The following is a 25,750-nucleotide window of genomic DNA, read 5'->3' on the forward strand; positions in this document are numbered from 1 at the left end:
AGCGGGAGGCGAATTCTACAGCGTTTCAAACCGCTGTCAACTGCCTTTTTCACCGCTGCCGATCTTTCGATCGAAGCACCTCCGGATGACCCTGGGACCGCTAACTCTTTGAAAATCAAGGAGTTTTCAGTTCCGACTGCGCCGGAAGTGGGGCGAATTATAGAGAGATCTGCAGGGGCGTCAAGGACTTATTTCAACTTTGTTTCAAAGGCGGTGTTTTACGCGTTACCAACCGCGGAATTCGCCGCTCAAGCGCGGGAATGCGCAGGGCCAGCAGGAACAAACCAATAACGGCGTATATGGACCACTCTTTAAGATCAGCCCGCACCACCCAGAGAAAGTGCAGCAAGCCCAACCCGAGGATGACATACACCAGCTTGTGCAACTTCTTCCAGCGAGCACCCAGGCGACGCTGGCTGTAGCGGTTGGATGTCACCGCCAATATCAGCAAACCGACAAATCCCAGCATGCCGACAATAATGTAGGGACGCTTGCTCAGCTCTACGCCCAACTGCCCCCAGTCCAGGCCAAGCACGAAGAACATGTAGGCACTCAGGTGCAGCACTATATAAGCAAAGCACCACAACCCCAGCTGGCGCCGCGAGACGATCCAGCCCGACCACCCGGTAAGGCGCTGCAAGGGCGTCATGCTCAGGGTTATCAACAGGAAGATCAAAGCCCCTAGCCCCAGGCGATCAACGAGGATCTTGCCCGGGTCCGGCCCAAGGGCCTCCATGGCCGCTTCATATAACCACCACAGCGGCCAGATACTGGCCAGGATAAAGATGCCAAGCCTGAACAGTGGATAGCGCATCAGTAGTTCTTCCGCAGGTCGAGGCCGCTGTAAAGCCCTGCCACTTCTTCGGCATAGCCATTGAACATCTGCGTGGGCCGCACATTGGGGCTGAACAGGCCGCTGGGCAGGCGCCGCTCACGAGCCTGGGTCCAGCGCGGGTGATCGACCTCGGGGTTGACGTTGGCATAGAAGCCATATTCATCCGGGGCAATCGCCTGCCAGGTGGTACGTGGCTGTTCTTCGACCAGGCTGATGCGCACGATCGACTTGATGCTCTTGAACCCATACTTCCATGGCACCACCAAACGCAACGGCGCGCCGTTCTGGTTGGGCAGTTCGCGCCCGTACATGCCGACGGCGAGAATGGCCAGCGGGTTCATCGCCTCATCCAGGCGCACGCCTTCTATATAAGGCCAGTCGATCAGGGCAAAGCTTGAGCGCTGACCAGGCATGGTCTTCGGGTCCTGCAACGTTTCGAAGCGAATGTAGCGGGCCTTGGAGGTTGGCTCGACCTGCTTGAGCAGTGCCGAAATCGGAAAGCCCAACCAGGGGATGACCATCGACCAGGCCTCCACGCAGCGCAGACGATAGATGCGCTCCTCCAGCTGGTAGGGCTTCATGAAGTCTTCGAGGGCATAACGCCCGGGCTTGCCGACCTCGCCATCCACCACCACGGTCCAGGGTTCGGTTTTCAGGCTGCCGGCATTGGCCGCCGGATCACCCTTGTCGGTACCGAACTCATAGAAATTGTTGTAGTGGGTGGCGTCCTTGAAAGGCGTGGTCGCCTCCCCCGGCGCGGTTACGGCTTGCCACTGGGTAGCGGCGAGCTTGTCGTTGAACCAGCCTGGCGCCCTGCCCGCCTCGACATCGGCATAGCGCGATGGATCGGCAGCACTGGCCCAGCGTGGCAGCGCGGTTGCCGCCAGGGCAGCCAGCGACCCACCAAGCATGGCGCGGCGAGAGACATAGAGAGATTCGGGGGTGACGTCCGATTCTTTGCAATCGGAGGCTTTGGGCAGCTTGATGAGCATGATGGCTCCGTAGAACTGGAGGACTGATGCACCAGTAGACTACGGAGCCCTAGCGAAATTACATCACTCGATGTTTTTCCGCCGACGCATGCGCAACAGGTATTGCACAGGACCGGAGGCCGCATAGCCGAGGAACACCAGCAGCAGGATGCGCGGCGGGTCACTGAAGACTACCGCGAACACCAGCACCACGGCGAGGATCGCTACGAACGGCACGCGCCCCTTGAGGTCCAGCTCCTTGAAGCTGTTGTACTTGATGTTGCTGACCATCAGCATACCGGCCGCCGCCACCAGCAGCGCCACCAGGAACGACAGCTTCGAGCCCTGGATGCCATAGTCGCTGAAAGCCCAGACGGTACCGGCCACCACGCCGGCTGCCGCCGGGCTGGCCAGGCCGATGAAGTAGCGCTTGTCGGCCTTGCCGACCTGGGTGTTGAAGCGCGCCAGACGCAGCGCGGCGCCAGCGACATAGATGAAAGCGACCATCCAGCCGACCTTGCCCATGTCACCCAAGGCCCAGCCGAAGGCCAGCAATGCCGGGGCGACACCGAAGGCAACCATGTCCGACAGCGAGTCGTACTCGGCACCAAAGGCGCTCTGGGTGTTGGTCATGCGTGCCACGCGGCCGTCCAGGCCATCAAGGACCATGGCGACAAAAATGGCGATGGCGGCGAAGGCGAAATACTTGCTCGCCTCGCGTGGATCACCCGCACTGAGGGCCGCCTGGGCACTCATAGAGTTGATGATCGAATAGAAACCGGCGAACAGGTTCGCAGTGGTGAACAGGTTGGGCAGCAGATAGATGCCGCGATGCCGAACCTTGCGTCCTTCGGCGTCATGCCCTTCTTCAACATGCTCATCGATCGGTAGCAGGCTTTCGGCGTCAGAGGCCTTGTTCGGCTCTTCGGGACGTTCGCTCATGGACATTACCTTGCAACGGTGTGGAAAGTTTCGACAGACGTCTGCGACGAGGGTTCGCCGACAAACGATGAAGCTTTATACCAGAAGCTGACCGCCTAAACGAAAAAACGCGGCCGAAGCCGCGTTTTCATCGCATCAGGACAAGATCAGTTCTTGGCCTTGTCGACGATTTTGTTCGCTGCGATCCAAGGCATCATCGAGCGCAGTTGCTCGCCGATGACTTCGATGCCGTGGGCAGCGTTGTTGCGGCGCTTGGCGGTCATCGAAGGGTAGCCGGTGGCGCCTTCGCTGATGAACATCTTGGCGTATTCGCCGTCCTGGATGCGCTTCAGAGCGTTGCGCATGGCCTGGCGGGATTCGGCGTTGATGACTTCTGGGCCGGTCACGTACTCGCCATACTCGGCGTTGTTGGAGATCGAGTAGTTCATGTTGGCGATACCGCCTTCGTACATGAGGTCAACGATCAGCTTCAGTTCGTGCAGGCACTCGAAATAGGCCATTTCTGGCGCGTAGCCCGCTTCAACCAGGGTTTCGAAACCGGCTTTGACCAGCTCGACGGTACCGCCGCAGAGAACGGCTTGTTCACCGAACAGGTCGGTTTCAGTCTCGTCCTTGAAGGTGGTTTCGATGATGCCGGTACGGCCGCCACCGACGCCTGCGGCGTACGACAGGGCAACGTTTTTGGCATTGCCGGAAGCGTCCTGGTAGATCGCGATCAGGTCAGGGATGCCGCCGCCTTTGACGAACTCGGAACGTACGGTGTGACCTGGCGCTTTTGGCGCGATCATGATCACGTCCAGGTCGGCGCGTGGAACGACCTGGTTGTAGTGGATGGCGAAACCGTGGGAGAAGGCCAGGGTGGCGCCTTTCTTGATGTTCGGCTCGACTTCGTTCTTGTACAGCTGGGACTGGAACTCGTCCGGGGTCAGGATCATGACCAGGTCGGCACCGGCAACAGCGGTCGCTACATCGGCAACTTTCAGGCCGTGAGCTTCGGCTTTGGCAACGGTGTTCGAACCTTTACGCAGACCGACAGTGACGTCCACACCGGAGTCCTTCAGGTTGCACGCCTGAGCGTGGCCCTGGGAGCCGTAACCGATGATGGCAACTTTCTTGCCCTGGATGATGGAAAGGTCACAGTCTTTGTCGTAATAAACTTTCATGAAAATACCCCTGTTATCTCGGCCCATAGGGCCATCGCTAATTTTTTGAGTTAGATGCTGAGCACTTTGTCGCCACGGGCAATGCCGGTAACGCCGCTGCGCACTGTTTCGAGAATGGACGCGGTACCGATGGCCTGAATGAAGCTGTCAAGCTTGTCGCTGGCGCCAGTCAGCTGAACGGTATAGACGCTGCTGCTGACGTCGACGATCTGCCCACGATAGATATCGGTGGTGCGTTTGATCTCCGCGCGCTGGGCGCCCGTGGCCTTGATCTTGACCAGCATCAGTTCACGTTCGATGTGCGCGCTTTCCGAGAGGTCGACCAGCTTGACGACTTCAACCAGCTTGTTCAGGTTTTTGGTGATCTGCTCGATCACCTCATCGTGACCGACCGTGGTCAACGTCAGACGCGACAGGGTCGGGTCTTCGGTTGGCGCCACCGTCAGGCTTTCGATGTTGTAGTTGCGCTGCGAGAACAGACCGACCACGCGAGACAAGGCACCGGGTTCGTTTTCCAACAGCAGGGAAATAATGTGCCGCATGATTAGGTACGCTCCGTCTTGCTCAGCCACATGTCGCGCATGGAGCCGTCTTTGATCTGCATCGGGTAGACGTGCTCGCTGTTGTCGACCTGGATATCGATGAACACCAGGCGGTCTTTCATGGCGAACGCTTCCTCGAGCTTGGGCTTGAGGTCTTTCAGGCTGGTGATGCGGATACCCACGTGACCATAGGCCTCGGCCAGCTTGACGAAGTCAGGCAGCGATTCCATGTAGGAGTGCGAGTGACGGCTGTTGTAGGCCATGTCCTGCCATTGGCGGACCATGCCCAAGACGCCGTTGTTCAGGTTGACGATCTTCACCGGCAGGTCGTACTGCAGGCAGGTCGACAGCTCCTGGATGTTCATCTGGATGCTGCCCTCGCCGGTAACGCAGGCAACGTCCTGGTCCGGGAAGTTCAGCTTGACGCCCATGGCCGCCGGGAAACCGAAGCCCATGGTGCCCAGGCCACCGGAGTTGATCCAGCGGTTGGGTTTGTTGAAGCGGTAGTACTGCGCCGCGAACATCTGGTGCTGACCAACGTCGGAGGTAACGAAGGCATCGCCCTTGGTCACTTCGCAGAGGGTCTCGATCACGGTCTGCGGCTTGATTACGCTGCCGTCGCCCTTGTCGTAAGGGAACATGTCGCGATCGCCACGCCATTCTTCGATCTGCTTCCACCAGGCGTCCATGGCGGCTTTGTCTGGCTGCTCGCCGATTTCGCGCAAGGTCGCGACCATTTCGCTCAGCACGCTCTCGACCGGGCCAACAATCGGCACGTCGGCCTTGATGGTCTTGGAGATCGACGCCGGGTCGATGTCGATGTGGATAACCTTGGCGTTCGGGCAGAACTTGGCCGGGCCGTTGACCACGCGGTCGTCAAAGCGCGCACCGACGGCGAAAATCACGTCAGCGTGGTGCATGGCCAGGTTGGCGGTGTAGCTGCCGTGCATGCCGAGCATGCCGAGGAACTGGCGATCGGTACCCGGATAGCCGCCCAGGCCCATCAAGGTATTGGTGACCGGCAGGTTGAGCATCTGCGCAACTTCGGTCAGGGCTGCAGAGCCGCCGCCGAGGATCACGCCGCCACCGGCATAGACCACTGGACGCTTGGCAGCCAGCAACATCTCGGCAGCCTTGCGGATCTGCCCCGAGTGGCCACGCACAGCCGGGCTGTAGGAACGCATCTTGACCTTTTTGGGGTAGACGTATTCGAACTTTTCCGCAGGGTTGGTCATGTCTTTGGGGATATCGACCACGACCGGGCCCGGGCGACCGGATTGCGCCAGATAGAAAGCTTTTTTCAGGACTTCAGGGATTTCCGAGGCGTGTTTGATCATGAAGCTGTGCTTCACGATCGGCCGGGAAATACCGATCATGTCGGTTTCCTGGAAGGCATCGGTACCGACCATGGTGCTTGGCACCTGACCGGAGAGGATGACCATCGGAATGGAGTCCATGTACGCGGTGGCAATACCGGTGATGGCATTGGTCGCGCCAGGGCCCGAGGTCACCAGTACCACGCCGGCCTTGCCGGTGGCACGGGCGTAACCGTCCGCCATATGGGTTGCGGCCTGCTCGTGACGAACCAGGATGTGGCTTACTTCCGGTTCTTTGAACAGGGCATCGTAAACATGAAGGAGAGCACCACCAGGGTACCCGTAGATGTGCTTAACGCCTTCGTCACGCAAAAAGCGGACGACCATCTCAGCGCCAGATAAAAGCTCCACGTTGTTCACCTCTAAAACGCCAGAATACCGTCCACGGTGGACGGGTCTTAATAGGTTTACTGCCAAGCAGAGCATGAGCGACGAAATCGCCGACTACGTCAGCACTGACTGAGCAAGTATTGGGAGCGCCCCAAAGTGTTGCGGGGTTTTCCCACCCAGCGCGAGGTAACGCGTTGCGGGGTGTAACAGGTCGGCGCGGGTGTGCGCCTCATGATCTGCTTAGCGGGTCTGCTTCTGGCAGTCCCTCTACAGCGGAATCTGGATTCTTCTTTTTCGGCGCGCGCAAGTCAAGAAAAATTATTGCCAATTTCGCCCAAGGACTATCTACAGCCACCACTAATACCAGTGACAGCAGCAGAAATACTAACAATACAAACAAAAAGAGCCACAATCTGTGGCTCCAAGGGTGAAAAGAGGGAAATTCAGGCAGAAGGACTGATCAATTGGTCAAACTCTGCTAGCAGCCTGCGTAGCTCGCGGCTTTGCTCCGGGCGGTCGACGTATACCGTTTCAGCCATGACCAGGATCCCGGAGGCATTTGGCAGCGCCAGTCCGTTCTCGAGAATCACTTTCATTCTTGGCAGGAAAATCCACTGCAGCCACTGATCGAAGTTCATGCTGTCGACCGCAAAGGGCACTGTGCTTGCCAGCGCCTCGGGGCTTGGCGGCTGCTCGCTCCACCAGCCCTGGACGTGCAGCTCGCGCTCGATCAACAGCAGGTGATCGGCGATATCGAGGATGCGTTGATCCATTACAGGTTGACCTGGGCTTTCTGCCGGGCCAGCGCTGCACCGGCCGAGTCACCCTGCTTTTCGCGCGACTGGGCAATGATGTTCCACAGCCCGGCCTGCAGGTCGGGGCGACCGTTGGCGTAGGTCAGGGCGCGGCGCGCCAGTTGCTCGGACTGCGCAGCATCGCCCTGGGCCAGGCGTACCTGGGCCAGACGGTAAAGCACCTGCGGCTCGCGCGGGGCAATGCGCTGGGCACGCTCCAGGCTCGACGAAGCGCCGTTGTAGTCGCCGCCGCTCTGCTGTTGCTGGGCGGTGGTCAGCAGCGCCAGCACCGGGCCGTCGAGCTGTTCGTCAGCCGACAGGCCACCGCTGGCAGCGCTGGAGCGCGGAATGCCGCTCGGTGCACTCGGCGCGCTGGTGCTCGGCATGGTGTAGCTGCCGGCGTTGGTCGCGCTGCTGTCGAACGGCGTCGTACTGCTCGGGCCCGGTGTAATGGGACCGGTGCTGATCGGCGCGGCGCCGGTGGACGCCGGGAAGGTCTGGATCGGTGCGGCGCCGGAACCCTGCGGGACCATGACCATCACCCCGGAGTCCTGCGGCACGGCTTGCGCCTGGCGCGTACCGTTATTGACCTGCGCCGGCGCGCCACGGTTGGCCGTAACCCGCTCGCTGTTGGAGACCCGGGTACTGGAGTCGACCACGGGAATGGAGCCGCGCGGATTGCTGGCGCAGCCATTGAGCAAAGCCAGCGCCGTCAAGGCTGGAAACCACCACTTGTTCACTGCACACCCTCTCTAGGCTAATGCTTAATTCATCCAACCCTTGACCCAGTCCATGACGGACTCGGCAGGATCCGGCTCACCACCACAGGCGGCTCCGGCCGGCGGTTCACTTCCGCGAATATACGGCATCTGCACGGCGCCCGGGCAACTGGCGTCCGAGCCCTGGCCGCTATGCGGATCGATCCAGGCCTGCACCACGTTGTCGGGCAGCGGCATGTCCAGTGGCAGCGGGTCGGCCTTGCGCATGAAACTGGTCCAGACCTGCAGCGCACCGGTGGCTCCGGTAAATGGCGTTTTACCGTTGTCGTCACGCCCCAGCCACACCACTGCCAGCAAATCCTGGCTGAAGCCTGCGAACCAGCTGTCACGGGAATCGTTACTGGTACCGGTCTTGCCCGCCAGGTTCAACGAGCTTGGCAGCACACTGTAGACCGAACGCCCGGTACCTTCGCGCATGACCCGCTGCATGGCGTTCTGCACCAGATAAATGGCGCCCGGATCGAAGGTTTGCTGGATCTGGAACGGATAGCGCTTGAGCGGCTCGCCTTCGGCAGTCAGCACGCTGCGAATACCGCGCATCGGCGTGTTGAAGCCGCCATTGGCCAGGGTCTGGTACATGGTTGCGACTTGCATCGGCGACATGCCGCCGGCGCCGAGCATCATCGACGGGAACGCCGGCCAGTCGACGTTGACGCCCAGCCGGCCGATGGTTTTCAGTACGTTCGGCACGCCCAGTTCCAGGCCGAGCTTGGCGGTCGACAGGTTGTAGGAGTTGGCCAGGCCCTGATACAGATAAATGGTGCCGTGGGAACGACGGTCGTAGTTCTGCGGCTTCCACACCTGGCCATCGGCGCCTTTGACCGAGAACGGCTCGTCCTGCACCCACGTGGTCAGGGTGTATTTGCTCGGTTTTTCCAGGGCGGTCAGGTACACCGCCGGCTTGACCAGCGAGCCGATCGGCCGTACCGCGTCGATCGCGCGGTTGAAGCCGGCAAAACCTGCCTGGCGGCTACCGATCAGGGCCTGGACTTCGCCGGTCTCCGGGTTGGTTACAACCATCGCCGCTTCGACTTCATCGGCGCCCTTGCGCCCGGCCAGACGCTTGAAGGTCTCAGCCATGGCCGCTTCGGATTTCATCTGCAGGATCGGATCGAAGCTGGTGAAGATGCGCAGGCCTTCTTCGGTCAAGTCTTCGTCACGATAGTCCTGGCGCAGCTGGCGTTTGACCAGGTCGAGGAAGCCCGGGTAGGAGCTGTCGGCCAGGCTGCCGCGCTTGGTCACGCCCAGTGGCATTTTCTTCGCTGCGTCCACCGCTTCCGGGGTGGCCACGCCCTGTTCGGCCAGCAGGTCGAGCACCAGGTTACGCCGCACCGTCGCCCGCTCCGGGTAGCGCCGCGGGTTGTAATAGGAAGGGCCCTTGACCATGCCGACCAGCAAGGCGATCTGGTGCAGCTTGAGCTCCGACAGCGGCTGGCTGAAGAAGAACTGGCTGGCCAGGCCGAAGCCGTGCACCGCACGCTGGCCGTCCTGGCCGACGAACACTTCGTTGAGGTAGGCCTCGAGGATTTCGCGCTTGTCGTAATGCAGCTCAAGCAGCAGGGCCATCATCGCTTCATTGAGCTTGCGGCTGAGGCTGCGTTCGTTGGTCAGGTAGAAGTTCTTCACCAACTGCTGGGTCAGGGTACTGCCGCCCTGGCGCATGGCGCCGGACGAGGTGTTGACCCACACTGCCCGGGCAATCGACTTGGGCGACACGCCGAAGTGGTGATAGAAGTCGCGATCTTCCACGGCCACCAGGGTTTCCAGCAGGTACGGCGGCACCTGGTCGATCTTGATCAGGATGCGGTCTTCGAGGTTTTTCGGGTACAGGCCGCCGATCAGCAGCGGCTCAAGGCGCACCACGTCGAGTTTCGAGCCGTTGGCGCCACTGAGCCCGGCAACATAGTCGCCAGAGAAGCGCACGCGCACCGCTTGTGCGCTTTCCATGCCTTCATAGAACTGGAAGCCACGGGTATTGAGATCGACGGTATTGCCGTTGACTGCCGCCGCACCCGGGCCATTGGCGACGCTTTCGCGGCGATAGCCGAGAGCATCGAGTTCGATGAGGAAGTCGGCCTTGCTCAGCTTCTGGCCGACGAACAGCTCCAGCGGCCGGGCATACACCTTGGCCGGGATGGTCCAGCGCTTGCCGGAGAATTTCTCCTGGACCACAGCATCGAGGTAAATGGCATAGCCCGCCACCAGCACAAGGCCGACCAGGCTGAGCTTCAAGGCCCAGCCCAGCCAGGCACGCGAGCGGCCAGACGGGCGTTTTTTAGCGGTACGGGGGGATCGGGATCGAGTCATGGCGGCGGATTATACGCACTTTATCAATCATCGACAGGCGCCCTCCGGCGGTTTGCACCAGCCCCGCTTGCGGCCATAATGGCCGATTCGAATCTCCGACCCAGAAGGATCGCCCGTGAGCCAAGCCTTGATCACAGCCCTGCAGAATCCCGCCCTGTTCCCTCACCCGGTGAAGGCATTTCAGGTCATCGAGACGCATATCTCCTGGGTGCTGCTCACCGGTGACTATGCCTACAAGATCAAGAAGCCGATGAACTTCGGTTTCCTCGATTTTACCGAGCTGTCCCAGCGTGCCCACTTCTGCGCCGAAGAGCTGCGCCTGAACCAGCGCCTGACCGACGACCTGTACCTGGAAGTACTGCCGATCACCGGCAGCGCCGAAGCGCCCCAACTGGGCGGCGAAGGCGAGCCGATCGAATACGCGCTGAAAATGCGCCAGTTCCCCCAGAGCCAGATGCTCAGCACCCTGCAGGCCAACAGCGAACTGACCGCCGCGCACATCGACCAGATGGCCGAGCAGATCGCCCGCTTCCACCTGGCCGCGCCAAAAGTTGCCGTCGAGCATCCGCTGGGCACGCCGGACAGCGTCATGGCCCCGGTCGAGCAGAACTTCGAGCAGATTCGCCCGTTCCTTTCCGACAAGGCCGACCTGCAGCAGCTCGATGCCCTGCAAGCCTGGGCCCAGGACAGCTTCAAGCGCCTGCATGGCCTGCTCGAGCAGCGCAAGGCCGAAGGTTTCATTCGCGAATGCCACGGTGACATCCATCTGGGCAACGCCACCCTGATCGATGGCAAGGTGGTGATTTTCGACTGCATTGAATTCAACGAGCCGTTCCGCCTGACCGACGTCTACGCCGATGCCGCGTTCCTGGCCATGGACCTCGAAGACCGCGGGCTGAAATCGCTGTCGCGCCGCTTCGTCAGCCAGTACCTGGAACTGACCGGTGACTATGCCGGCCTGGAACTGCTTAACTTCTACAAGGCCTACCGCGCCCTGGTGCGGGCCAAGGTCGCCCTGTTCAGCATGCCGGCCAACGCCGATGCGGTGCAGCGCGCCACTACCCTGCGCACCTACCGCAACTATGCCAACCTGGCGGAAAGCTACAGCGCCATCCCTTCGCGCTTTTTGGCCATCACCCATGGTGTGTCTGCAGTCGGCAAGAGCCACGTGGCCATGCGCCTGGTCGACGCCCTGGGCGCCATTCGCCTGCGTTCGGACGTCGAGCGCAAGCGCATGTTCGGTGAGCAAGCCAGCGCCAATGCCGGTCAGTTGCAAGCCGGCATCTATAGCGAAGACGCCAGCCAGGCCACCTACCAGCGTCTGCACCAGCTGGCCGAAACCATCCTGCGTGCTGGCTTCCCGGTAGTTATCGACGCCACCTACCTCAAGCACGAGCAGCGCCAGGCCGCCGCCGGCGTTGCCAGCGAAACCGGCGTGCCGTTCCTGATCCTCGACTGCAACGCCCCGGATGCGGTGATCGCTAGCTGGCTGGCCCAGCGTCAGGCCGATCAGAACGATCCGTCGGATGCCACCCTGGACGTGGTCAAGGCGCAACAGGCCAGCCGTGATCCGCTCAGCGCCGAAGAGCTGTTGCAAAGCAAGCGCGTGGAAACCAACGAAAGTGGCAGCCTCGACCTGTTGGTCAAGCAGATCCGCCAGCGCCTGCCCGGGCTCTGATACCACCCAGGACGTGAAGCAGTCGACAGTTCACGCCTGATTCCGCGCGCCTCCTTGATGATGGCACTATAGTGTCACCACAAGTGCAAACAAGGAGGCGCCTCATGAATCAGCCACGGCAACTGGACAGCGCGCTGTATGCGCTGGTGCATGACGAACAGATCGCCAGTTTCAATCGCGAGAAACCCAAGGATGGCACCGTCGACTTTCGTGGCGGCGATTTTCGCGGGCTCGACCTGCGCGAGCTGGACACCACCGGCATCGACTTCACCGATGCTTACTTTCGCGCCTCCGACCTGCGCGGCCTGGACCTGCGTCACAACGGCCTGGAAGGCGCAAGCCTGGCCCATGCACAGATTTCCGGCACCTACTTTCCCAGCGAACTGAGCGCCGACGAGATTCTCATGTCGGTCAACTTCGGCACCCGCCTGCGCTACCGCACACGCTGACAGCAACCTTCGAAACCCCCGCCGGCCGTGGCCTGGCGGGGGCTTTCGGCTACCCGTCGGCACATGGATGGCAAAACGCCGCGTATTTCCCAAGTGCCGCTACACTGCTCATTGACCTGCCGCGATTACTAAATCAAGACCCGTTCAGCCGTCGCAAGGAGGCTTGATGAACGATGAACTCCAGCATCTGAAAAACCTTGGCAAGACTTCTGCGCAGTGGCTGCATGCGGTCGGCATCCACAGTGCTTCGGATCTACGCCGGCTGGGTGCGGTCAACGCCTACAAGGCAGTCCGTACCCGGGGTTTCCGGGCCTCGAAGGTGCTGCTGTACGCGATTGAAGGCGCCTTGCTTGATGTGCACTGGAACGATATTCCGGCTGAACGCAAGGAAGCCCTGAACCAGCAACTCGACGGCAAAATTGCCGTACAGAAAAATAATCGGGAATTTTGAATCACGACGCTTGACTACGAAATGAGAATCGTTATGATTATCACAACTGGTCGCGAGACTGGTTGGGTAACCTGAAAGCCCCTGGTTCGGACTCTCAGATTATCTCCTCATCAGGCTAATCACGGTTATTGACCCGGCACTTTGCCGGGTCTTTTTTTGCCTGGGCTTTTTACTCGCCCTTACGCATCTGCGCGCAGTAGTCCTGCTCCGGCAAGGCCGGGGTGTACCAGACATAATCAGCCATCTGCGCATCAACCCCCTGCCCCACTTCGGCGAGCATCAACACCTGCGTGCCGGCTTCGGCGCCCAGGTCGGCCAAATGCAAGGGCACGCCGATGTCCTTGCGCACGTGATAGCCACCGGCTAACAGCAACGCTGGCTGTGGCGCGGCCAGCAGGCGCTCGGCCATACGCCGGTCGCGCTGTTGCTGAACCGCCAGCATCGCCGGCAACTGGCTTTCGGGCAGCAGGCCGCAATGGGACTCCCGGACTTGCTCCAGCAGCACGGCCCGGACCTTGGCGGCGGTCGAGCGCTCACCTTTCAAGGGTGGCGGCTGGCGATAGAGGCTGCGCACCTCCTCGGTGTCGAGGTTGGCGGCCAGCAACGGGTAAGGCTGGCCCAGGGCCTCGCGGACGATCGGTCCGTACAGGGCCCAATCCCAGCCTTGCTGCCAGCCAAGCGCCAGCGGCAGATCGGCCGGCAAGGCCTGCTGCTTCAGCGCATCGACCTTGGCTTGCTGCACCGGCTGGAGCATCTCCAGCAGCAGGCTGCCCTGCGGCCGTTGCCTCTGCAGGGCGCGCAGCAGCCACAACTGCAGGGCATGGTGGTCGGGGTTGTCGTGTTTCTCGCCTACCAGCAGCCGCGGCGCCTGCGCCAGCCGCTCCAGCAGTTGCGCGGGCGTCAACAGGCGCCCGCTGCTCAGCTCACGAATCTGCCCAAGCTCGGCATGCTCGCGGCCTTCGGGGCTTTGCCAGGCGGGCAATGGCGGTACTTCGGCTCGGGACTGGCAGCCGGCGAGCCCCCAGACCAGCAACAGCAACAATGCGGGCAAGCGGGGACAACGCATGGGCGGTACTCCTAACGGGCGATGATCAGCGGGTGCCCCCGCTCGGGGTGAGGCTGGACCAGCACATCGATGCCGAACACCGCCTTGAGCGAATCGGGGCGCAATACCTGCTGCGGGGTATCCAGGGCATGGCTGCGACCCTGTTCGAGCAAGAGGATACGATCACAGTAGCGTGCCGCCAGGTTCAGGTCATGAAGGATGACCATCACCGCGGCGCCGCGATCGGCGAATTCGCGCACCGCTTGCAAGGTGGTGTGCTGGTGCAGCGGGTCGAGCATCGAGGTCGGCTCGTCGAGCAGCAGGATGCGCCCGTCTTCGCCTGGCCACAGCTGCGCCAGTACCCGCGCCAGGTGCACGCGCTGACGCTCGCCACCAGAGAGCGCCAGATAGCTGCGCCCGAGCAGGTGGCCGGCATCGGCCGCCTGTAGGGCCGCGTCGATGATCTGCTGGTCGCGCTCAAGACCGGTTTTATGCGGCAAGCGACCCATGCCGACCACTTCTTCGACCTTGAAGGCAAAGCCCAGACTGGACACCTGCGGCAGCACCGCCAGGCGCTGGGCCCGCTGCTGCCCGGGCCAGTCGCACAGCCCGCGGTCATCCAGGCTCACCCGTCCGTGGCTGGGATTCAACTCACCGCACATCACCCCGAGCAGGCTGCTTTTACCGGCACCGTTGGGGCCCAGCACGCCCAGTACCTGGCCGGGCTGCAGGGCCAGGCTGATATCGCTGAGGACCTGGTTTTCGCCACGGCGCAGCGACAGGTTTTCGACACACAGCATCAGGCACGCCCCCGCAACAGCAGATAGAGGAAGAACGGCGCACCGATGAACGCGGTAACGATACCGATCGGCAGTTCCGCAGGTGCCAGCGCCAAGCGGGCGATCAGGTCGGCGAACAGCAACAGCGAGGCACCGGCCAACAAAGATGCCGGCAGCAATACGCGGTGGTCCGGCCCGGCCAGCAAACGCACCAGGTGCGGCACCACCAGGCCGATAAAGCCGATCAGCCCCGCCGCCGCCACGGCCGCGCCCACCCCCAGCGCCGTGCAGAACACCAGTTCGCGCTTGAGCTTCTCGACCTCGATGCCCAGGTGACGGGCTTCGGACTCGCCCAGCAACAAGGCATTCAAGGCCTGGGCCCGGCGTGGCAGCCACAGCGAGACCCCCACGGTCACCAGCACCAGCGGCCACAGGCGCTGATAACTGGCGCCATTGAGGCTGCCCAGGTTCCAGAACGTCAGGGTGCGCAAGGTGGCGTCATCGGCCAGGTAAGTGAACAGCCCTACCGCCGCGCCGGCAAGGGCGGTCAAGGCGATGCCGGCAAGGAGCATGGTCGCCACGTTGGTCTGGCCATCGCGCCGGCCCAGGCGATACACCAGCGCCGTCACCCCCAGGCCACCAAGAAATGCACACAGCGATAACAGATAAGGGCCGAAGGCCTCGGGAATACCGCCCATCCACGAGCCGCCGACAATCGCCACTGCCGCACCGAGCGCGGCCCCCGCAGACACCCCGACCAGGCCGGGGTCGGCCAGCGGGTTGCGAAACAGCCCCTGCATCGCCACCCCGGACAGCGCCAGCACGGCACCCACGGCCAACCCCAGCAGGGTCCGTGGCAAGCGGATCTGGCCGAGGATCAGCTCGGCCTGCTCCAGCCCGTCGCCGGCCACCGGCAGCCCGATCAACCGGGCTCCGGCGCGCAGGGTATCGAACAACGGCAGGCTGACCGGCCCCAGCGCCAGCGACAACCAGATCGCCAACAGGCACAGCAGCGTCAGGGTGACGAACAGCGTGCGCGGCTTGACCAGCCGGTTCATTGCGCGGTCGGGTAAAAGGCGTGGGAAAGGTTCTGCAAGGTAACCGGCAGACGCGGGCCGAGCCCCCCCACCAGCAAGGTCGGGTCCAGTTCGATCAGGCGTTTGTTACGGGCGGCGCGCGAAGCATTCAGGGCCGGGTTTTCCTTGAGCAGCGCCTGCAAGGCCTGCTCACCGCTGAGGCTGCGGTCGGCGAACACCAGCACATCCGGGTCAAGGGCTGCCAAGGCCTCGACAGAGAAGTTCTTGTAGCCTTCGTTATCTGCCAGGTTGCGCGCACCGGCCTGTTTGAGCAACCAGTCGCCAGCGGTGCCTTTGCCGGCGATCATCGGTTTGGAGCCGGCATGACCGACCAGCAGAATCACTCCGGGAGCGGCCTGGGTGGTTTGCAGTTGCTTGATGTTGCCCTGCAGCTCATCGAGTTGCTGGCGGTAGTCGGCGAACAGTTGCCGGGCTTGTTGCTCATTGCCGAGCAAGCGCCCCAGTTGCTGCAGGTTGCTTTCCACCGCACCCAGGTCGGCCTTGCTCGACAGCAGTTCGACCTTGACCCCGGCGCCGCGGATTTGCGCGAGCACCGGCGGCGGGCCCATTTCTTCGGTGCCCACCAGCACATCCGGACGCAGGCTCAGCACCCCTTCGGCGGACAGCTGGCGCTGATAACCGATACTCGGCAAGGCCTTGAGCGATTGCGGATGCTGACTGGTGGTATCGACCCCGACCAGCTTCTGCTCGCCGCCCAGCGCCGCCACCCACTCGCTCAGTGCCCCACCGGCGCTGACCCAGCGCTGCGGCAAGGTGTCGGCCTGGGCCAGGGTGTTGAACACAAGACCGGCACACAGGGCGATCAGGCGGGCACGTGGGCGCATAACAGGCTTCCTTGAATGAGGAGGAGCGGCAATCCGGGTGGATAATGCCGGGGACGCACGGTATAAAGCGTCCGATACGGCTGATGCAGGCAATTTGATAATTATTTGCATTTGCACGTCAAGCCGTCACTGTGACTTCGAGTAACCCTCACCATGCATTTTCTTTGTCATTCCGAGCACCTGGGCGAAGGCCAGAGCCGAGGCTTCAGTGTCAATGACCTGGGGATTTTCGCGGTCCGGCGTGCGGGCACAGTCTACCTGTACCGCAATCACTGCCCTCATCGTGGCATCCCCCTGAACTGGGAACCTGACGCCTTTCTCGACAGCAGCGCCAGCCTGATTGCCTGCGGGCGCCACGGCGCGCTGTTTCTGATCGAGTCCGGCGAATGCGTGGCCGGCCCTTGCGAGGGCGAGCAACTGACGGCCCTGAACTGTCGCGAAGACAGCCAGGGCATCTGGCTTATCGACTGAGCAACACCGGCAAAGGCCGATCGATATAAACCTGTTCGCCATCGATCCGCGTGCCGTAGGCAAGCACTTCGACGCCATCGGCCACCGCTGCGCGCAGGGCATCGGCATAGGCGCTGTCGATCTCGTCGGCAGGGCGTACGGCTTCGACCCCGCTGAGGTTCACACAATATAGCTGCACCGCGCGCACACCCTGGCGGGCCAGGGTCGCCAGCTCGCGCAGGTGCTTGGCACCGCGCTGGGTGACGGCGTCAGGGAAGGCGGCGACTGCCGAGTCGTCAAAGCCCAGGGTGACGCTCTTGACCTCGACATAGGCCGGCCCTTCGGCAAACTCCAGGCGAAAATCCACCCGGCTGCTCTCCTCGCCGTAAGCCACTTCGCGCTTGAGCCCGGTAAACCCGGCCAGTTCGCTGATGACGCCAGCACGCAAGGCTTCTTCCACCAGCGCGTTGGCGCGCCCGGTGTTGACACAGGCCAGGCGCCCCTGCGGGGTTTCACTGATTTCCCAGGTGCCGGGCAGCTTGCGCTTAGGGTCGTTGGAGCGGCTGAACCAGACCTGGCCGCCCTCGACCATGCAATTGAACATCGAGCCGGTATTGGGGCAATGGATGGTCATTTGCTCGCCGCTGGCCAGCTCGATGTCAGCCAGGAAGCGCTTGTAGCGGCGCAGCAAACGTGCGGTTTCAAGGGGTGGAGAAAAGCGCATCAGCCTTGCCAACTCCGTAGTCCGCGGGCAATCCGCTCGACCGCCTCCTGCAGGCGCGGCAAGCTCTGGGTGTAGGCAAAGCGCACATGGTGCCCGGCCTGGTGGCGACCGAAGTCCAGGCCCGGGGTGAAGGCCACGTGCTCGGTTTCGAGGAAGTGCCGGCAGAAGGCAAAGGCATCGCCGCCAAAGGCGCTGATGTCGGCGTACAGATAAAAGGCACCCTGTGGCTCTACGGCTATCTTGAAGCCCAGCTCACGCAAGGCCGGCAAGAGGAAATCGCGGCGGCGGGCGAACTCGGCCCGACGTTCTTCGAGAATCGCCAGGGTGCCAGGCTGGAAACACGCCAGGGCGGCATGCTGGGCCATGCTCGGGGCACTGATGTAGAGGTTCTGCGCCAGCTTTTCGAGGTCAGCCACCGCAGCCGGTGGCGCCACCAGCCAGCCCAGGCGCCAGCCGGTCATGCCGAAATACTTGGAAAAACTATTCAGGACGAAGGCTTCGTCGTCGACTTCCAGCACGCTCGGTGCATCCATGCCGTAGGTCAGGCCGTGGTAGATCTCGTCCACCACCAAATGGCCGTTACGCGCGCGGGTGGCAGCCGAGAGGCTTGCCAGCTCATCGCGATCGAGCACCGTGCCGGTGGGGTTGGCAGGTGACGCCACCAGGGCGCCGACGGTGTCCTGGTCCCAGTAGCGCTCGACCAGGTCGGCGGTGAGTTGGTAATTGGCCTCGGGGCCGACCGGCACCAGTTGTGCGGCGCCTTCGACCAGGCGCAAAAAATGCCGGTTGCACGGGTAGCCGGGGTCGGCCAGCAGCCAGTGCTTGCCCGGGTCGACCAACAGGCTGGCGGCCAGCAGCAAGGCGCCGGAACCGCCCGGGGTGATGAGGATGCGCTGCGGGTCGATGCTCAGCCCGTAGCGCTGCTGGTAGAACCCGGCAATCGCTTCGCGCAGCGCCGGCAGCCCGCGGGCAGCGGTATAACGGGTATGCCCCTGGGCCAGTGCGGCCTGGCCGGCCTCGATGATCGGCGCGGCGGTGGTGAAATCCGGTTCGCCGATTTCCAGGTGGATCACGTCGCAGCCGCTCGCTTGCAGCTCGTTGGCGCGGGCCAGCAGGGCCATCACGTGGAAAGGTTCGATGGCGCGACTGCGCGCACTGTAGGGCTGGGCCATTAGCCTTCTCTCAAAAGGGTCTAGAATAATGATTCTACCCACGCGCGGGGTCGAACGTGTGGCAAAAGCTGCGGTCCACTGCAAAGATCATCAAGGCCAGGTAGCGTTGCCCTGGCCTTGACAACCGGGAGTAGCGCACCCCGATTCGATCTGGTAAGTTCGGCGGCTCGCAGTCGCAGGGCCGGCGGGCGCCGGAGATGGAGCAGCCTGCGCAATGGATTAGAAAAGTGAGAGGCGGTCTATTCATGTCCACCCTAGAAAAGCAAAAAACTCAGACCATGTACGGTGTCGAGCCCTATCAGGTAACCAAGGGTGAAGAGTACATGGGCGATCCCATGCGCAAGCACTTCGTCAAACTCCTGGGTGCCTGGAAGCAGGAGCTGATGACCAGTGTGGACCGGACTGTGGACCACATGAAGGACGAGGCGGCCAATTTCCCGGACCCCGCCGACCGCGCCAGCCAGGAAGAAGAATTTGCCCTTGAACTGCGCAACCGCGATCGCGAGCGCAAGCTGATCAAGAAAATCGACAAGACCCTGCAGAAGATCCAGGACGAAGAATACGGCTGGTGCGACGCCTGCGGCGTTGAAATCGGTCTTCGCCGACTGGAAGCCCGCCCTACCGCGGACCTGTGCTTTGACTGCAAGGAAATCGCGGAGAAGAAAGAAAAAACGGTCGGCAAAGGCTGATCCTTCTCCCATCCGAACGGGGCGCATCAGGCGCCCCGTTTCATTTTCATACCTGCTCGCCATGAACGACTCCCGCTACATCGGACGCTTCGCCCCCACGCCCAGTGGATTTCTGCACTTTGGTTCGCTGGTCGCGGCCCTGGCCTCGTGGCTGGATGCCCGGGCAGTCGGCGGCACCTGGCTGGTGCGCATGGAAGACATCGACCCGCCCCGCGAAGCTCCCGGCGCCCAGGCCGCCATTCTGCAAACCCTGGAAAGCTACGGCCTGGAATGGGACGGCGAGGTGGTCTACCAAAGCCAGCGCCACGCGGCCTATGCCGAAGTGCTCGAGCGCCTGTTCCGCCAGGGCCTGGCCTACGCCTGCACCTGCTCGCGCAAGCAACTCGAAGGCTACAACGGCGTTTACCCGGGCCTGTGCCGCAATGCCGGGCATGCCTGCGAAGGCGCCGCCATCCGCGTGCGGGTGCCGGAGCTGGCCTACCATTTCGATGACCGCGTGCAGGGCCGTTTCGAACAGCACCTGGGCCGTGAGGTGGGTGACTTTGTCATTCGCCGCCGCGATGGCCTGTACGCCTATCAACTGGCGGTGGTGCTCGATGATGCCTGGCAGGGGGTGACCGATATCGTCCGCGGCGCCGACCTGCTGGATAACACCCCGCGCCAGCTGTACCTGCAGGAACTGCTGGGGCTGTCGCAACCGCGTTACCTGCACGTGCCGCTGATCGTGCAGCCGGACGGGCACAAGCTGGGCAAGTCCTACCGCTCGCCGCCGCTGGCCGCCGACCAGGCCACGCCCCTGCTGCTGCGCGCCCTGCGCGCACTGGGGCAAAAGACCGAAGCAGGCATGGAGTACGGTACCCCGGGCGAAGTGCTGGCGCATGCCGCATTGCACTGGAACCCCGACGCCCTGCCCCGGCGCCTGAGCGTGCCCGAGGCCGATCTGCACTGATCCTTGTGGGCCCGGCTCACACAGAAAGCCCAGTAAATTCAATTCTTTGGCAAAAACCCACAAGCCCGTTACCATCGCCGCAGCCATTTGCGCCAATAATAAGTCCAAGCCGCAGCGCCCTAACCTTTGAGGCCAGCATGTATATCTATCGTTTGGTCCTGCTTCTGGTCGTGGGGATCTACCTGTTCTCCCCGGCCATCATGGACTGGTGGATCGAGCCAACCGGAGCCTGGTATCGCCCTTACCTGCTCTGGCTGATCCTCATCGTCGTGACCTTTATCCTGCAGAGCCAACGTGATGCCGATGAGCTTTAGCCTGACCCAGATGATCCTGATCAGCGCCGCCTACCTGCTGGTGCTGTTCGGCGTGGCCTGGGTCAGCGAACGCGGGATGATCCCGCGCTCGATCATCCGCCACCCGCTGACCTACACCCTGTCGCTGGGCGTCTATGCCAGTGCCTGGGCCTTTTATGGCTCGGTGGGCCTGGCCTACCAGTACGGCTATGGTTTTCTCGCCTGTTACCTGGGGGTGTCCGGGGCCTTTCTGCTGGCACCGGTGCTGTTGTACCCGATCCTGAAGATCACCCGTACTTACCAATTGTCGTCGCTGGCCGACCTGATCGCCTTCCGCTTTCGCAGTACCTGGGCCGGTGCGCTGACCACCATCTTCATGTTGATCGGCGTGCTGCCGCTGCTGGCCCTGCAGATCCAGGCGGTGGCCGACTCGATCAGCATTCTGACCGGCGAACCGGTCAAGGCGCGGGTCGCCTTTGCCTTTTGCGCATTGATCACCCTGTTCACCATTTTCTTCGGTTCGCGGCACATCGCTACCCGGGAGAAACACGAGGGCCTGGTGTTCGCCATCGCCTTCGAATCGGTGATCAAGCTGTTGGCCCTCGGCGGCATTGGCCTGTATGCGCTGTACGGCGTGTTTGGCGGCCCGCATGAGCTGGAAGTCTGGCTGCTGCAGAACCAGACCGCCCTCGCCGCCCTGCACACCCCGTTGCAGGAAGGCCCATGGCGCACGCTGCTGCTGGTGTTCTTCGCCTCGGCCATCGTCATGCCGCACATGTACCACATGGCCTTTACCGAAAACCTCAACCCGCGCTCGCTGGTCAGCGCCAGTTGGGGCCTGCCGCTGTTCCTGCTGCTGATGAGCCTGGCGGTGCCATTGATTCTCTGGGCCGGCCTGAAAATGGGCGCCAGCACCAGCCCGGAATACTTCACCCTGGGCCTGGGCATCGCCGCCAACAACCAGGCACTGGCGCTATTGGCCTATATCGGTGGGCTCTCGGCCTCCAGCGGGCTGATCATCGTCACCACCCTGGCGCTTTCGGGCATGGCCCTCAACCACCTGGTGCTGCCGCTGTACCAGCCACCGGCCGAGGGCAACATCTACCGCTGGCTGAAATGGACCCGGCGGGCGCTGATCGTCGCCATCATCGCCGCCGGTTTCGGCTTCTACCTGACCCTGGGCAGCCAGCAGGACCTGGCCAACCTCGGCATCGTCGCCTTCGTCGCCACCTTGCAGTTCCTGCCGGGCGTGCTCTCGGTGCTGTACTGGCCGACCGCCAACCGCCGCGGCTTCATTGCCGGCCTGCTGGCGGGGATCCTGGTGTGGATGGTGACCATGCTGTTGCCGCTGGTGGGCAACCTGCAAGGCTTCTACATCCCGCTGCTGAACATGATCTATGTGCTCGACGACACCAGTTGGCACATGGCTGCGATCGCCTCGCTGGCCGCCAACGTGCTGCTGTTTACCCTGATCTCGCTGTTCACCAATGCCAGCAGTGAAGAAGTCAGCGCCGCCGAGGCCTGCGCGGTGGATAACGTGCGCCGCCCGCAGCGCCGTGAGCTGCACGCCGCCTCGCCGCAGGAATTCGCCACGCAACTGGCCAAGCCGCTGGGTGCCAAGGCTGCGCAGAAGGAAGTGGAACAAGCCCTGCGCGACCTCTACCTGCCGTTCGACGAGCGCCGCCCGTATGCCCTGCGCCGCCTGCGCGACCGCATCGAGGCCAACCTGTCGGGGCTGATGGGCCCGAGTGTGGCCCAGGACATGGTCGAGACCTTCCTGCCCTACAAGTCCGGTAACGAAAACTACGTGACCGAAGACATCCACTTCATCGAAAGCCGCCTGGAAGACTACCACTCGCGCCTGACCGGCCTTGCCGCCGAGCTCGATGCCCTGCGCCGTTACCACCGCCAGACCCTGCAGGAACTGCCGATGGGCGTCTGCTCGCTGGCCAAGGACCAGGAGATCCTGATGTGGAACAAGGCCATGGAAGAGCTCACCGGCATCCCCGCCAAGCGCGTGGTCGGCTCGCGCCTGACCACCATTGCCGACCCCTGGCGCGGCCTGCTTTTGGGCTTCATCAACGTGCCGGATGAACACCTGCACAAACAACGCCTGGGCCTCGATGGCCAGACCCGCTGGCTGAACCTGCACAAGGCGGCGATCGACGAGCCACTGGCACCGGGTAACAGCGGCCTGGTGCTGCTGGTTGAAGACCTCACCGAGACCCAGGCCCTGGAAGACAAGCTGGTGCACTCCGAGCGCCTGGCCAGCATCGGCCGCCTGGCTGCCGGGGTGGCCCACGAGATCGGCAACCCGGTCACCGGTATCGCCTGCCTTGCGCAGAACCTGCGCGAAGAGCGCGAAGAGGACGGCGAGATCACCGAGCTGAGCAGCCAGATCCTGGAGCAGACCAAACGCATCTCGCGCATCGTCCAGTCGCTGATGAGCTTTGCCCATGCCGGCAGCCACCAACACAGCGACGAGCCGGTGTGCCTGGCCGAAGTGGCCCAGGACGCCATCGGTCTGCTGGCCTTGAACCGGCGCAATTTCGAAGTACAGTTCTTCAACCTGTGCGACCCGGACCACTGGGTCGAGGGCGACCCGCAACGCCTGGCCCAGGTGCTGATCAACCTGCTGTCCAACGCCCGCGACGCCTCCCCGCCCGGCAGTGCCGTGCGGGTCAAGAGCGAAGCCAGCGAGCATACCGTCGACCTGATCGTCGAGGACGAAGGCAGCGGCATCCCGAAAAACATCATGGATCGTCTGTTCGAACCCTTCTTCACCACCAAGGACCCGGGCGAAGGCACCGGACTGGGGCTTGCTCTGGTCTATTCCATCGTGGAAGAGCATTATGGACAAATCACCATCGACAGCCCGGCCGATAGCCAGAGCCAACGCGGCACCCGGATCCGAGTGACCCTGCCGCGCCATGTCGTAGCGACGTCCGCTGTGAACTGAGACCGTCGAGAGAATTGAATCAATGCCGCATATTCTGATCGTCGAAGACGAAACCATCATCCGCTCGGCGTTGCGCCGATTGCTCGAGCGCAACCAGTACCAGGTCAGCGAGGCCGGCTCGGTGCAGGAAGCCCAGGAACGCTTCAGCATTGCGACCTTCGACCTGATTGTCAGCGACCTGCGCCTGCCCGGCGCACCGGGCACCGAACTGATCAAGCTCGGCCAGGGCACGCCGGTGCTGATCATGACCAGCTACGCCAGCCTGCGCTCTGCCGTCGACTCGATGAAAATGGGCGCGGTGGACTACATCGCCAAGCCGTTCGATCACGACGAAATGCTCCAGGCCGTGGCGCGCATCCTGCGTGACCGGCAGAACGCGCCGGCCGCCCCGGCCGAGCGCGGCAACGGCAAGGCGGTGCCCGGCGACAAGGCGGCCAGCACTGCAGCCAACGGCGAGATCGGCATCATCGGTTCCTGCCCGCCGATGCAGGACCTGTACGGCAAGATCCGCAAGGTTGCGCCAACCGATTCCAATGTATTGATCCAGGGCGAGTCGGGTACCGGTAAAGAGCTGGTGGCCCGCGCCCTGCACAACCTCTCGCGGCGCGCCAAGGCGCCGATGATCTCGGTGAACTGCGCGGCGATTCCCGAGACCCTGATCGAATCGGAACTGTTCGGCCACGAGAAAGGCGCCTTTACCGGTGCCAGCGCCGGTCGTGCCGGCCTGGTCGAAGCCGCCGATGGCGGTACGCTGTTCCTCGACGAAATCGGCGAACTACCGCTCGAAGCCCAGGCCCGCCTGTTGCGCGTGCTGCAGGAAGGCGAGATTCGCCGGGTCGGCTCGGTGCAATCGCAAAAGGTCGATGTGCGCCTGATTGCCGCGACCCACCGCGACCTTAAGAACCTGGCCAAGGTCGGCCAGTTCCGCGAAGACCTTTACTACCGCCTGCACGTCATCGCCCTCAAGTTGCCCGCCCTGCGCGAGCGGGGCGCCGACGTCAACGAGATCGCCAATGCCTTCCTCGCTCGCCAGAGTGCGCGCGTGGGGCGTAACGACCTGCGCTTTGGCCACGACGCCGAGCAGGCGATCCGGCATTACTCCTGGCCAGGTAACGTGCGCGAGCTGGAAAACGCCGTGGAGCGTGCGGTAATCCTCTGCGAGAGCCCGGAAATTTCCGCCGACCTGCTGGGCATCGACATCGAACTGAGCGATCTGGAAGACGACGATCCGTTTGCCAGCCTGCCGGGTACCGGCAGCAATGCCAGCAACACCAGCCACGAGCCGACTGAAGACCTGTCGCTGGAGGACTACTTCCAGCATTTCGTCCTCGAGCACCAGGACCACATGACCGAGACCGAGCTTGCACGCAAACTCGGAGTCAGTCGCAAGTGCCTGTGGGAACGTCGTCAGCGCCTGGGTATCCCGCGGCGCAAGAGCGGGGCCACCAGCGAAGGCTGAGGCGTTTCAGCAGTTTTCGACGGTGGGCGGCGGTAACACTGTCACCTTGCGACAAACTGTTACCGCAGCACGAAGTCGTAACAAAAACCGGGGCTTACGGTAACGAAGCCCCGGTTTTTTTTCGCCCCGCGAACCCCGCAAAACCGCTCCAAGCCCTTGTTTTACTGGGCTTTGCAAAAGTTGGCACGGCACCTGCTATATGTTTGGTACAAGAACAATAACAAGCACTGCAAAAGACAATAAAAATAAGACGAATCGGCTCACGCACAATAAGAACAAGACGGCGGAGGCGCAGCTAACTGATTCTTTTGGAGAGGAGTTGTATTTGGGGCTTGCCCCACAACCAGGCAGAGAACAATAAAAACTGCACTCAAGCAGGGCCTGAACTGGTTGGATCGCATGATCATTGCAACCTCAGCGACCAAAGCAATCCGTTTGCTCTTGATCCCGGTTAGGGAGACCGCCCACAAGCTTTTTTTGTGGGCAGGGCACTCAACAAAAACAAGAAGCCCGGCAAAAAAACAATAAGAGCACGCAACTACTTCTTGGGGAGCTTCGGCTCCCCTTGTAGTTTCTGCCGCCCCAGCCTGCCCGCGCGTCGTCCGACGCGACCGCCTACACCATCCACCGAGTAAATGCTAGAATCCCCGCCCATCATGCGGCCATTCTTCGTTTTTGGCCGAACATTCCTTC

The 25,750-nt window shown here is 62.4% G+C and carries 24 protein-coding genes; 9 read left to right on the forward strand and 15 right to left on the reverse strand.

Annotated elements, in window-relative coordinates:
* Nucleotides 1–193: 193 nt before the first annotated feature.
* The 9 genes from msrQ to mrcB form a co-directional block, all read right to left on the reverse strand.
* The gene (msrQ, locus tag UB48_RS18340) at nt 194–814 is read right to left on the reverse strand and encodes a protein-methionine-sulfoxide reductase heme-binding subunit MsrQ (RefSeq protein WP_045199663.1); all 621 of its coding nucleotides are present in this window, start codon (nt 812–814) and stop codon (nt 194–196) included.
* A complete protein-coding gene (gene msrP, locus UB48_RS18345) occupies nt 814–1,827 on the reverse strand; it encodes a protein-methionine-sulfoxide reductase catalytic subunit MsrP (RefSeq protein WP_045199665.1) in 1,014 nt (337 codons plus the stop codon). The genes msrQ and msrP overlap by 1 nt, the downstream gene beginning before the upstream one ends.
* A gap of 63 nt (nt 1,828–1,890) precedes the next feature.
* Nucleotides 1,891–2,748: a CDP-diacylglycerol--serine O-phosphatidyltransferase gene (gene pssA, locus UB48_RS18350; RefSeq protein WP_010223018.1), complete on the reverse strand. Its 858-nt coding sequence runs from the start codon at nt 2,746–2,748 to the stop codon at nt 1,891–1,893.
* Between the two features lie 146 nt (nt 2,749–2,894).
* Nucleotides 2,895–3,911 (reverse strand): ketol-acid reductoisomerase, encoded by a 1,017-nt coding sequence (gene ilvC / locus UB48_RS18355; RefSeq protein ID WP_045199667.1) that lies wholly within the window; start codon nt 3,909–3,911, stop codon nt 2,895–2,897.
* A gap of 50 nt (nt 3,912–3,961) precedes the next feature.
* A complete protein-coding gene (gene ilvN, locus UB48_RS18360; protein ID WP_010223016.1) occupies nt 3,962–4,453 on the reverse strand; it encodes an acetolactate synthase small subunit in 492 nt (163 codons plus the stop codon).
* A gap of 2 nt (nt 4,454–4,455) precedes the next feature.
* Entirely contained in the window at nt 4,456–6,180 is a 1,725-nt protein-coding gene (locus tag UB48_RS18365; protein WP_045200042.1) for an acetolactate synthase 3 large subunit, read from the reverse strand.
* A gap of 422 nt (nt 6,181–6,602) precedes the next feature.
* Nucleotides 6,603–6,932 carry a YqcC family protein gene (locus tag UB48_RS18370; RefSeq protein ID WP_045199670.1) on the reverse strand — a complete coding sequence of 110 codons (330 nt, stop codon included), beginning with the start codon at nt 6,930–6,932 and terminating at the stop codon, nt 6,603–6,605.
* A complete protein-coding gene (locus tag UB48_RS18375; RefSeq protein ID WP_045199672.1) occupies nt 6,932–7,693 on the reverse strand; it encodes a lipoprotein in 762 nt (253 codons plus the stop codon). Before UB48_RS18375 ends, UB48_RS18370 begins: the two co-directional genes overlap by 1 nt.
* A gap of 24 nt (nt 7,694–7,717) precedes the next feature.
* The gene (gene mrcB / locus UB48_RS18380; protein WP_045199674.1) at nt 7,718–10,039 is read right to left on the reverse strand and encodes a penicillin-binding protein 1B; all 2,322 of its coding nucleotides are present in this window, start codon (nt 10,037–10,039) and stop codon (nt 7,718–7,720) included.
* Between the two features lie 115 nt (nt 10,040–10,154).
* Here mrcB and UB48_RS18385 point away from each other — a divergent pair, with 115 nt between their 5' ends.
* The 3 genes from UB48_RS18385 (at nt 10,155) to UB48_RS18395 (ending at nt 12,617) form a co-directional block, all read left to right on the forward strand.
* Complete coding sequence (locus tag UB48_RS18385; RefSeq protein WP_045199676.1) at nt 10,155–11,717, forward strand: bifunctional aminoglycoside phosphotransferase/ATP-binding protein; 1,563 nt, start codon at nt 10,155–10,157, stop codon at nt 11,715–11,717.
* 104 nt (nt 11,718–11,821) lie between these two features.
* The gene (locus tag UB48_RS18390) at nt 11,822–12,166 is read left to right on the forward strand and encodes a pentapeptide repeat-containing protein (RefSeq protein WP_045199678.1); all 345 of its coding nucleotides are present in this window, start codon (nt 11,822–11,824) and stop codon (nt 12,164–12,166) included.
* A gap of 166 nt (nt 12,167–12,332) precedes the next feature.
* Nucleotides 12,333–12,617 carry a TfoX/Sxy family protein gene (locus UB48_RS18395; RefSeq protein WP_045199681.1) on the forward strand — a complete coding sequence of 95 codons (285 nt, stop codon included), beginning with the start codon at nt 12,333–12,335 and terminating at the stop codon, nt 12,615–12,617.
* A gap of 169 nt (nt 12,618–12,786) precedes the next feature.
* On the opposite strand, the gene UB48_RS18400 is transcribed toward UB48_RS18395, so the two are convergent.
* From UB48_RS18400 to UB48_RS18415, 4 genes are read right to left on the reverse strand one after another with little or no spacing between them, the layout of a single operon-like run.
* Complete coding sequence (locus UB48_RS18400) at nt 12,787–13,683, reverse strand: ChaN family lipoprotein (RefSeq protein WP_045199683.1); 897 nt, start codon at nt 13,681–13,683, stop codon at nt 12,787–12,789.
* A gap of 11 nt (nt 13,684–13,694) precedes the next feature.
* Complete coding sequence (locus UB48_RS18405; RefSeq protein ID WP_045199685.1) at nt 13,695–14,462, reverse strand: heme ABC transporter ATP-binding protein; 768 nt, start codon at nt 14,460–14,462, stop codon at nt 13,695–13,697.
* Nucleotides 14,462–15,445: an iron ABC transporter permease gene (locus tag UB48_RS18410; protein ID WP_176794317.1), complete on the reverse strand. Its 984-nt coding sequence runs from the start codon at nt 15,443–15,445 to the stop codon at nt 14,462–14,464. Before UB48_RS18410 ends, UB48_RS18405 begins: the two co-directional genes overlap by 1 nt.
* Before the next feature lie 50 nt (nt 15,446–15,495).
* Nucleotides 15,496–16,362, reverse strand: a complete 867-nt coding sequence (locus UB48_RS18415) for a hemin ABC transporter substrate-binding protein (RefSeq protein WP_045199689.1) — start codon at nt 16,360–16,362, stop codon at nt 15,496–15,498.
* 153 nt (nt 16,363–16,515) lie between these two features.
* On the opposite strand from UB48_RS18415, the gene UB48_RS18420 reads away from it, so the two are divergent.
* Nucleotides 16,516–16,833, forward strand: a complete 318-nt coding sequence (locus tag UB48_RS18420; protein ID WP_045199691.1) for a Rieske 2Fe-2S domain-containing protein — start codon at nt 16,516–16,518, stop codon at nt 16,831–16,833.
* Here the strand turns inward: UB48_RS18420 and sfsA are convergent.
* Both sfsA and UB48_RS18430 read right to left on the reverse strand, forming a co-directional pair.
* Nucleotides 16,823–17,536, reverse strand: coding sequence for a DNA/RNA nuclease SfsA (sfsA, locus tag UB48_RS18425; RefSeq protein ID WP_045199693.1), 714 nt, complete (start codon nt 17,534–17,536; stop codon nt 16,823–16,825). The genes UB48_RS18420 and sfsA overlap by 11 nt on opposite strands.
* On the reverse strand, nt 17,536–18,708 hold the full coding sequence (locus UB48_RS18430) for a pyridoxal phosphate-dependent aminotransferase (protein WP_045199695.1): 1,173 nt from the start codon (nt 18,706–18,708) through the stop codon (nt 17,536–17,538). Before UB48_RS18430 ends, sfsA begins: the two co-directional genes overlap by 1 nt.
* Before the next feature lie 245 nt (nt 18,709–18,953).
* Between UB48_RS18430 and dksA the strand changes: the two genes are divergently transcribed.
* From dksA to UB48_RS18455, 5 genes are all read left to right on the forward strand, one after another.
* The gene (dksA, locus tag UB48_RS18435; RefSeq protein ID WP_045199697.1) at nt 18,954–19,397 is read left to right on the forward strand and encodes an RNA polymerase-binding protein DksA; all 444 of its coding nucleotides are present in this window, start codon (nt 18,954–18,956) and stop codon (nt 19,395–19,397) included.
* Between the two features lie 61 nt (nt 19,398–19,458).
* Entirely contained in the window at nt 19,459–20,346 is an 888-nt protein-coding gene (gene gluQRS / locus UB48_RS18440; protein WP_045199699.1) for a tRNA glutamyl-Q(34) synthetase GluQRS, read from the forward strand.
* 137 nt (nt 20,347–20,483) lie between these two features.
* Nucleotides 20,484–20,660: a hypothetical protein gene (locus UB48_RS27750; RefSeq protein WP_003250005.1), complete on the forward strand. Its 177-nt coding sequence runs from the start codon at nt 20,484–20,486 to the stop codon at nt 20,658–20,660.
* Nucleotides 20,644–23,598 (forward strand): sensor histidine kinase, encoded by a 2,955-nt coding sequence (locus UB48_RS18450; protein ID WP_176794212.1) that lies wholly within the window; start codon nt 20,644–20,646, stop codon nt 23,596–23,598. Before UB48_RS27750 ends, UB48_RS18450 begins: the two co-directional genes overlap by 17 nt.
* Before the next feature lie 22 nt (nt 23,599–23,620).
* A complete protein-coding gene (locus UB48_RS18455) occupies nt 23,621–25,057 on the forward strand; it encodes a sigma-54 dependent transcriptional regulator (protein ID WP_045199702.1) in 1,437 nt (478 codons plus the stop codon).
* The last annotated feature ends 693 nt before the right edge of the window (nt 25,058–25,750 follow it).

It is taken from the genome of Pseudomonas sp. 2(2015), assembly GCF_000955865.1.
GTDB lineage: Bacteria > Pseudomonadota > Gammaproteobacteria > Pseudomonadales > Pseudomonadaceae > Aquipseudomonas.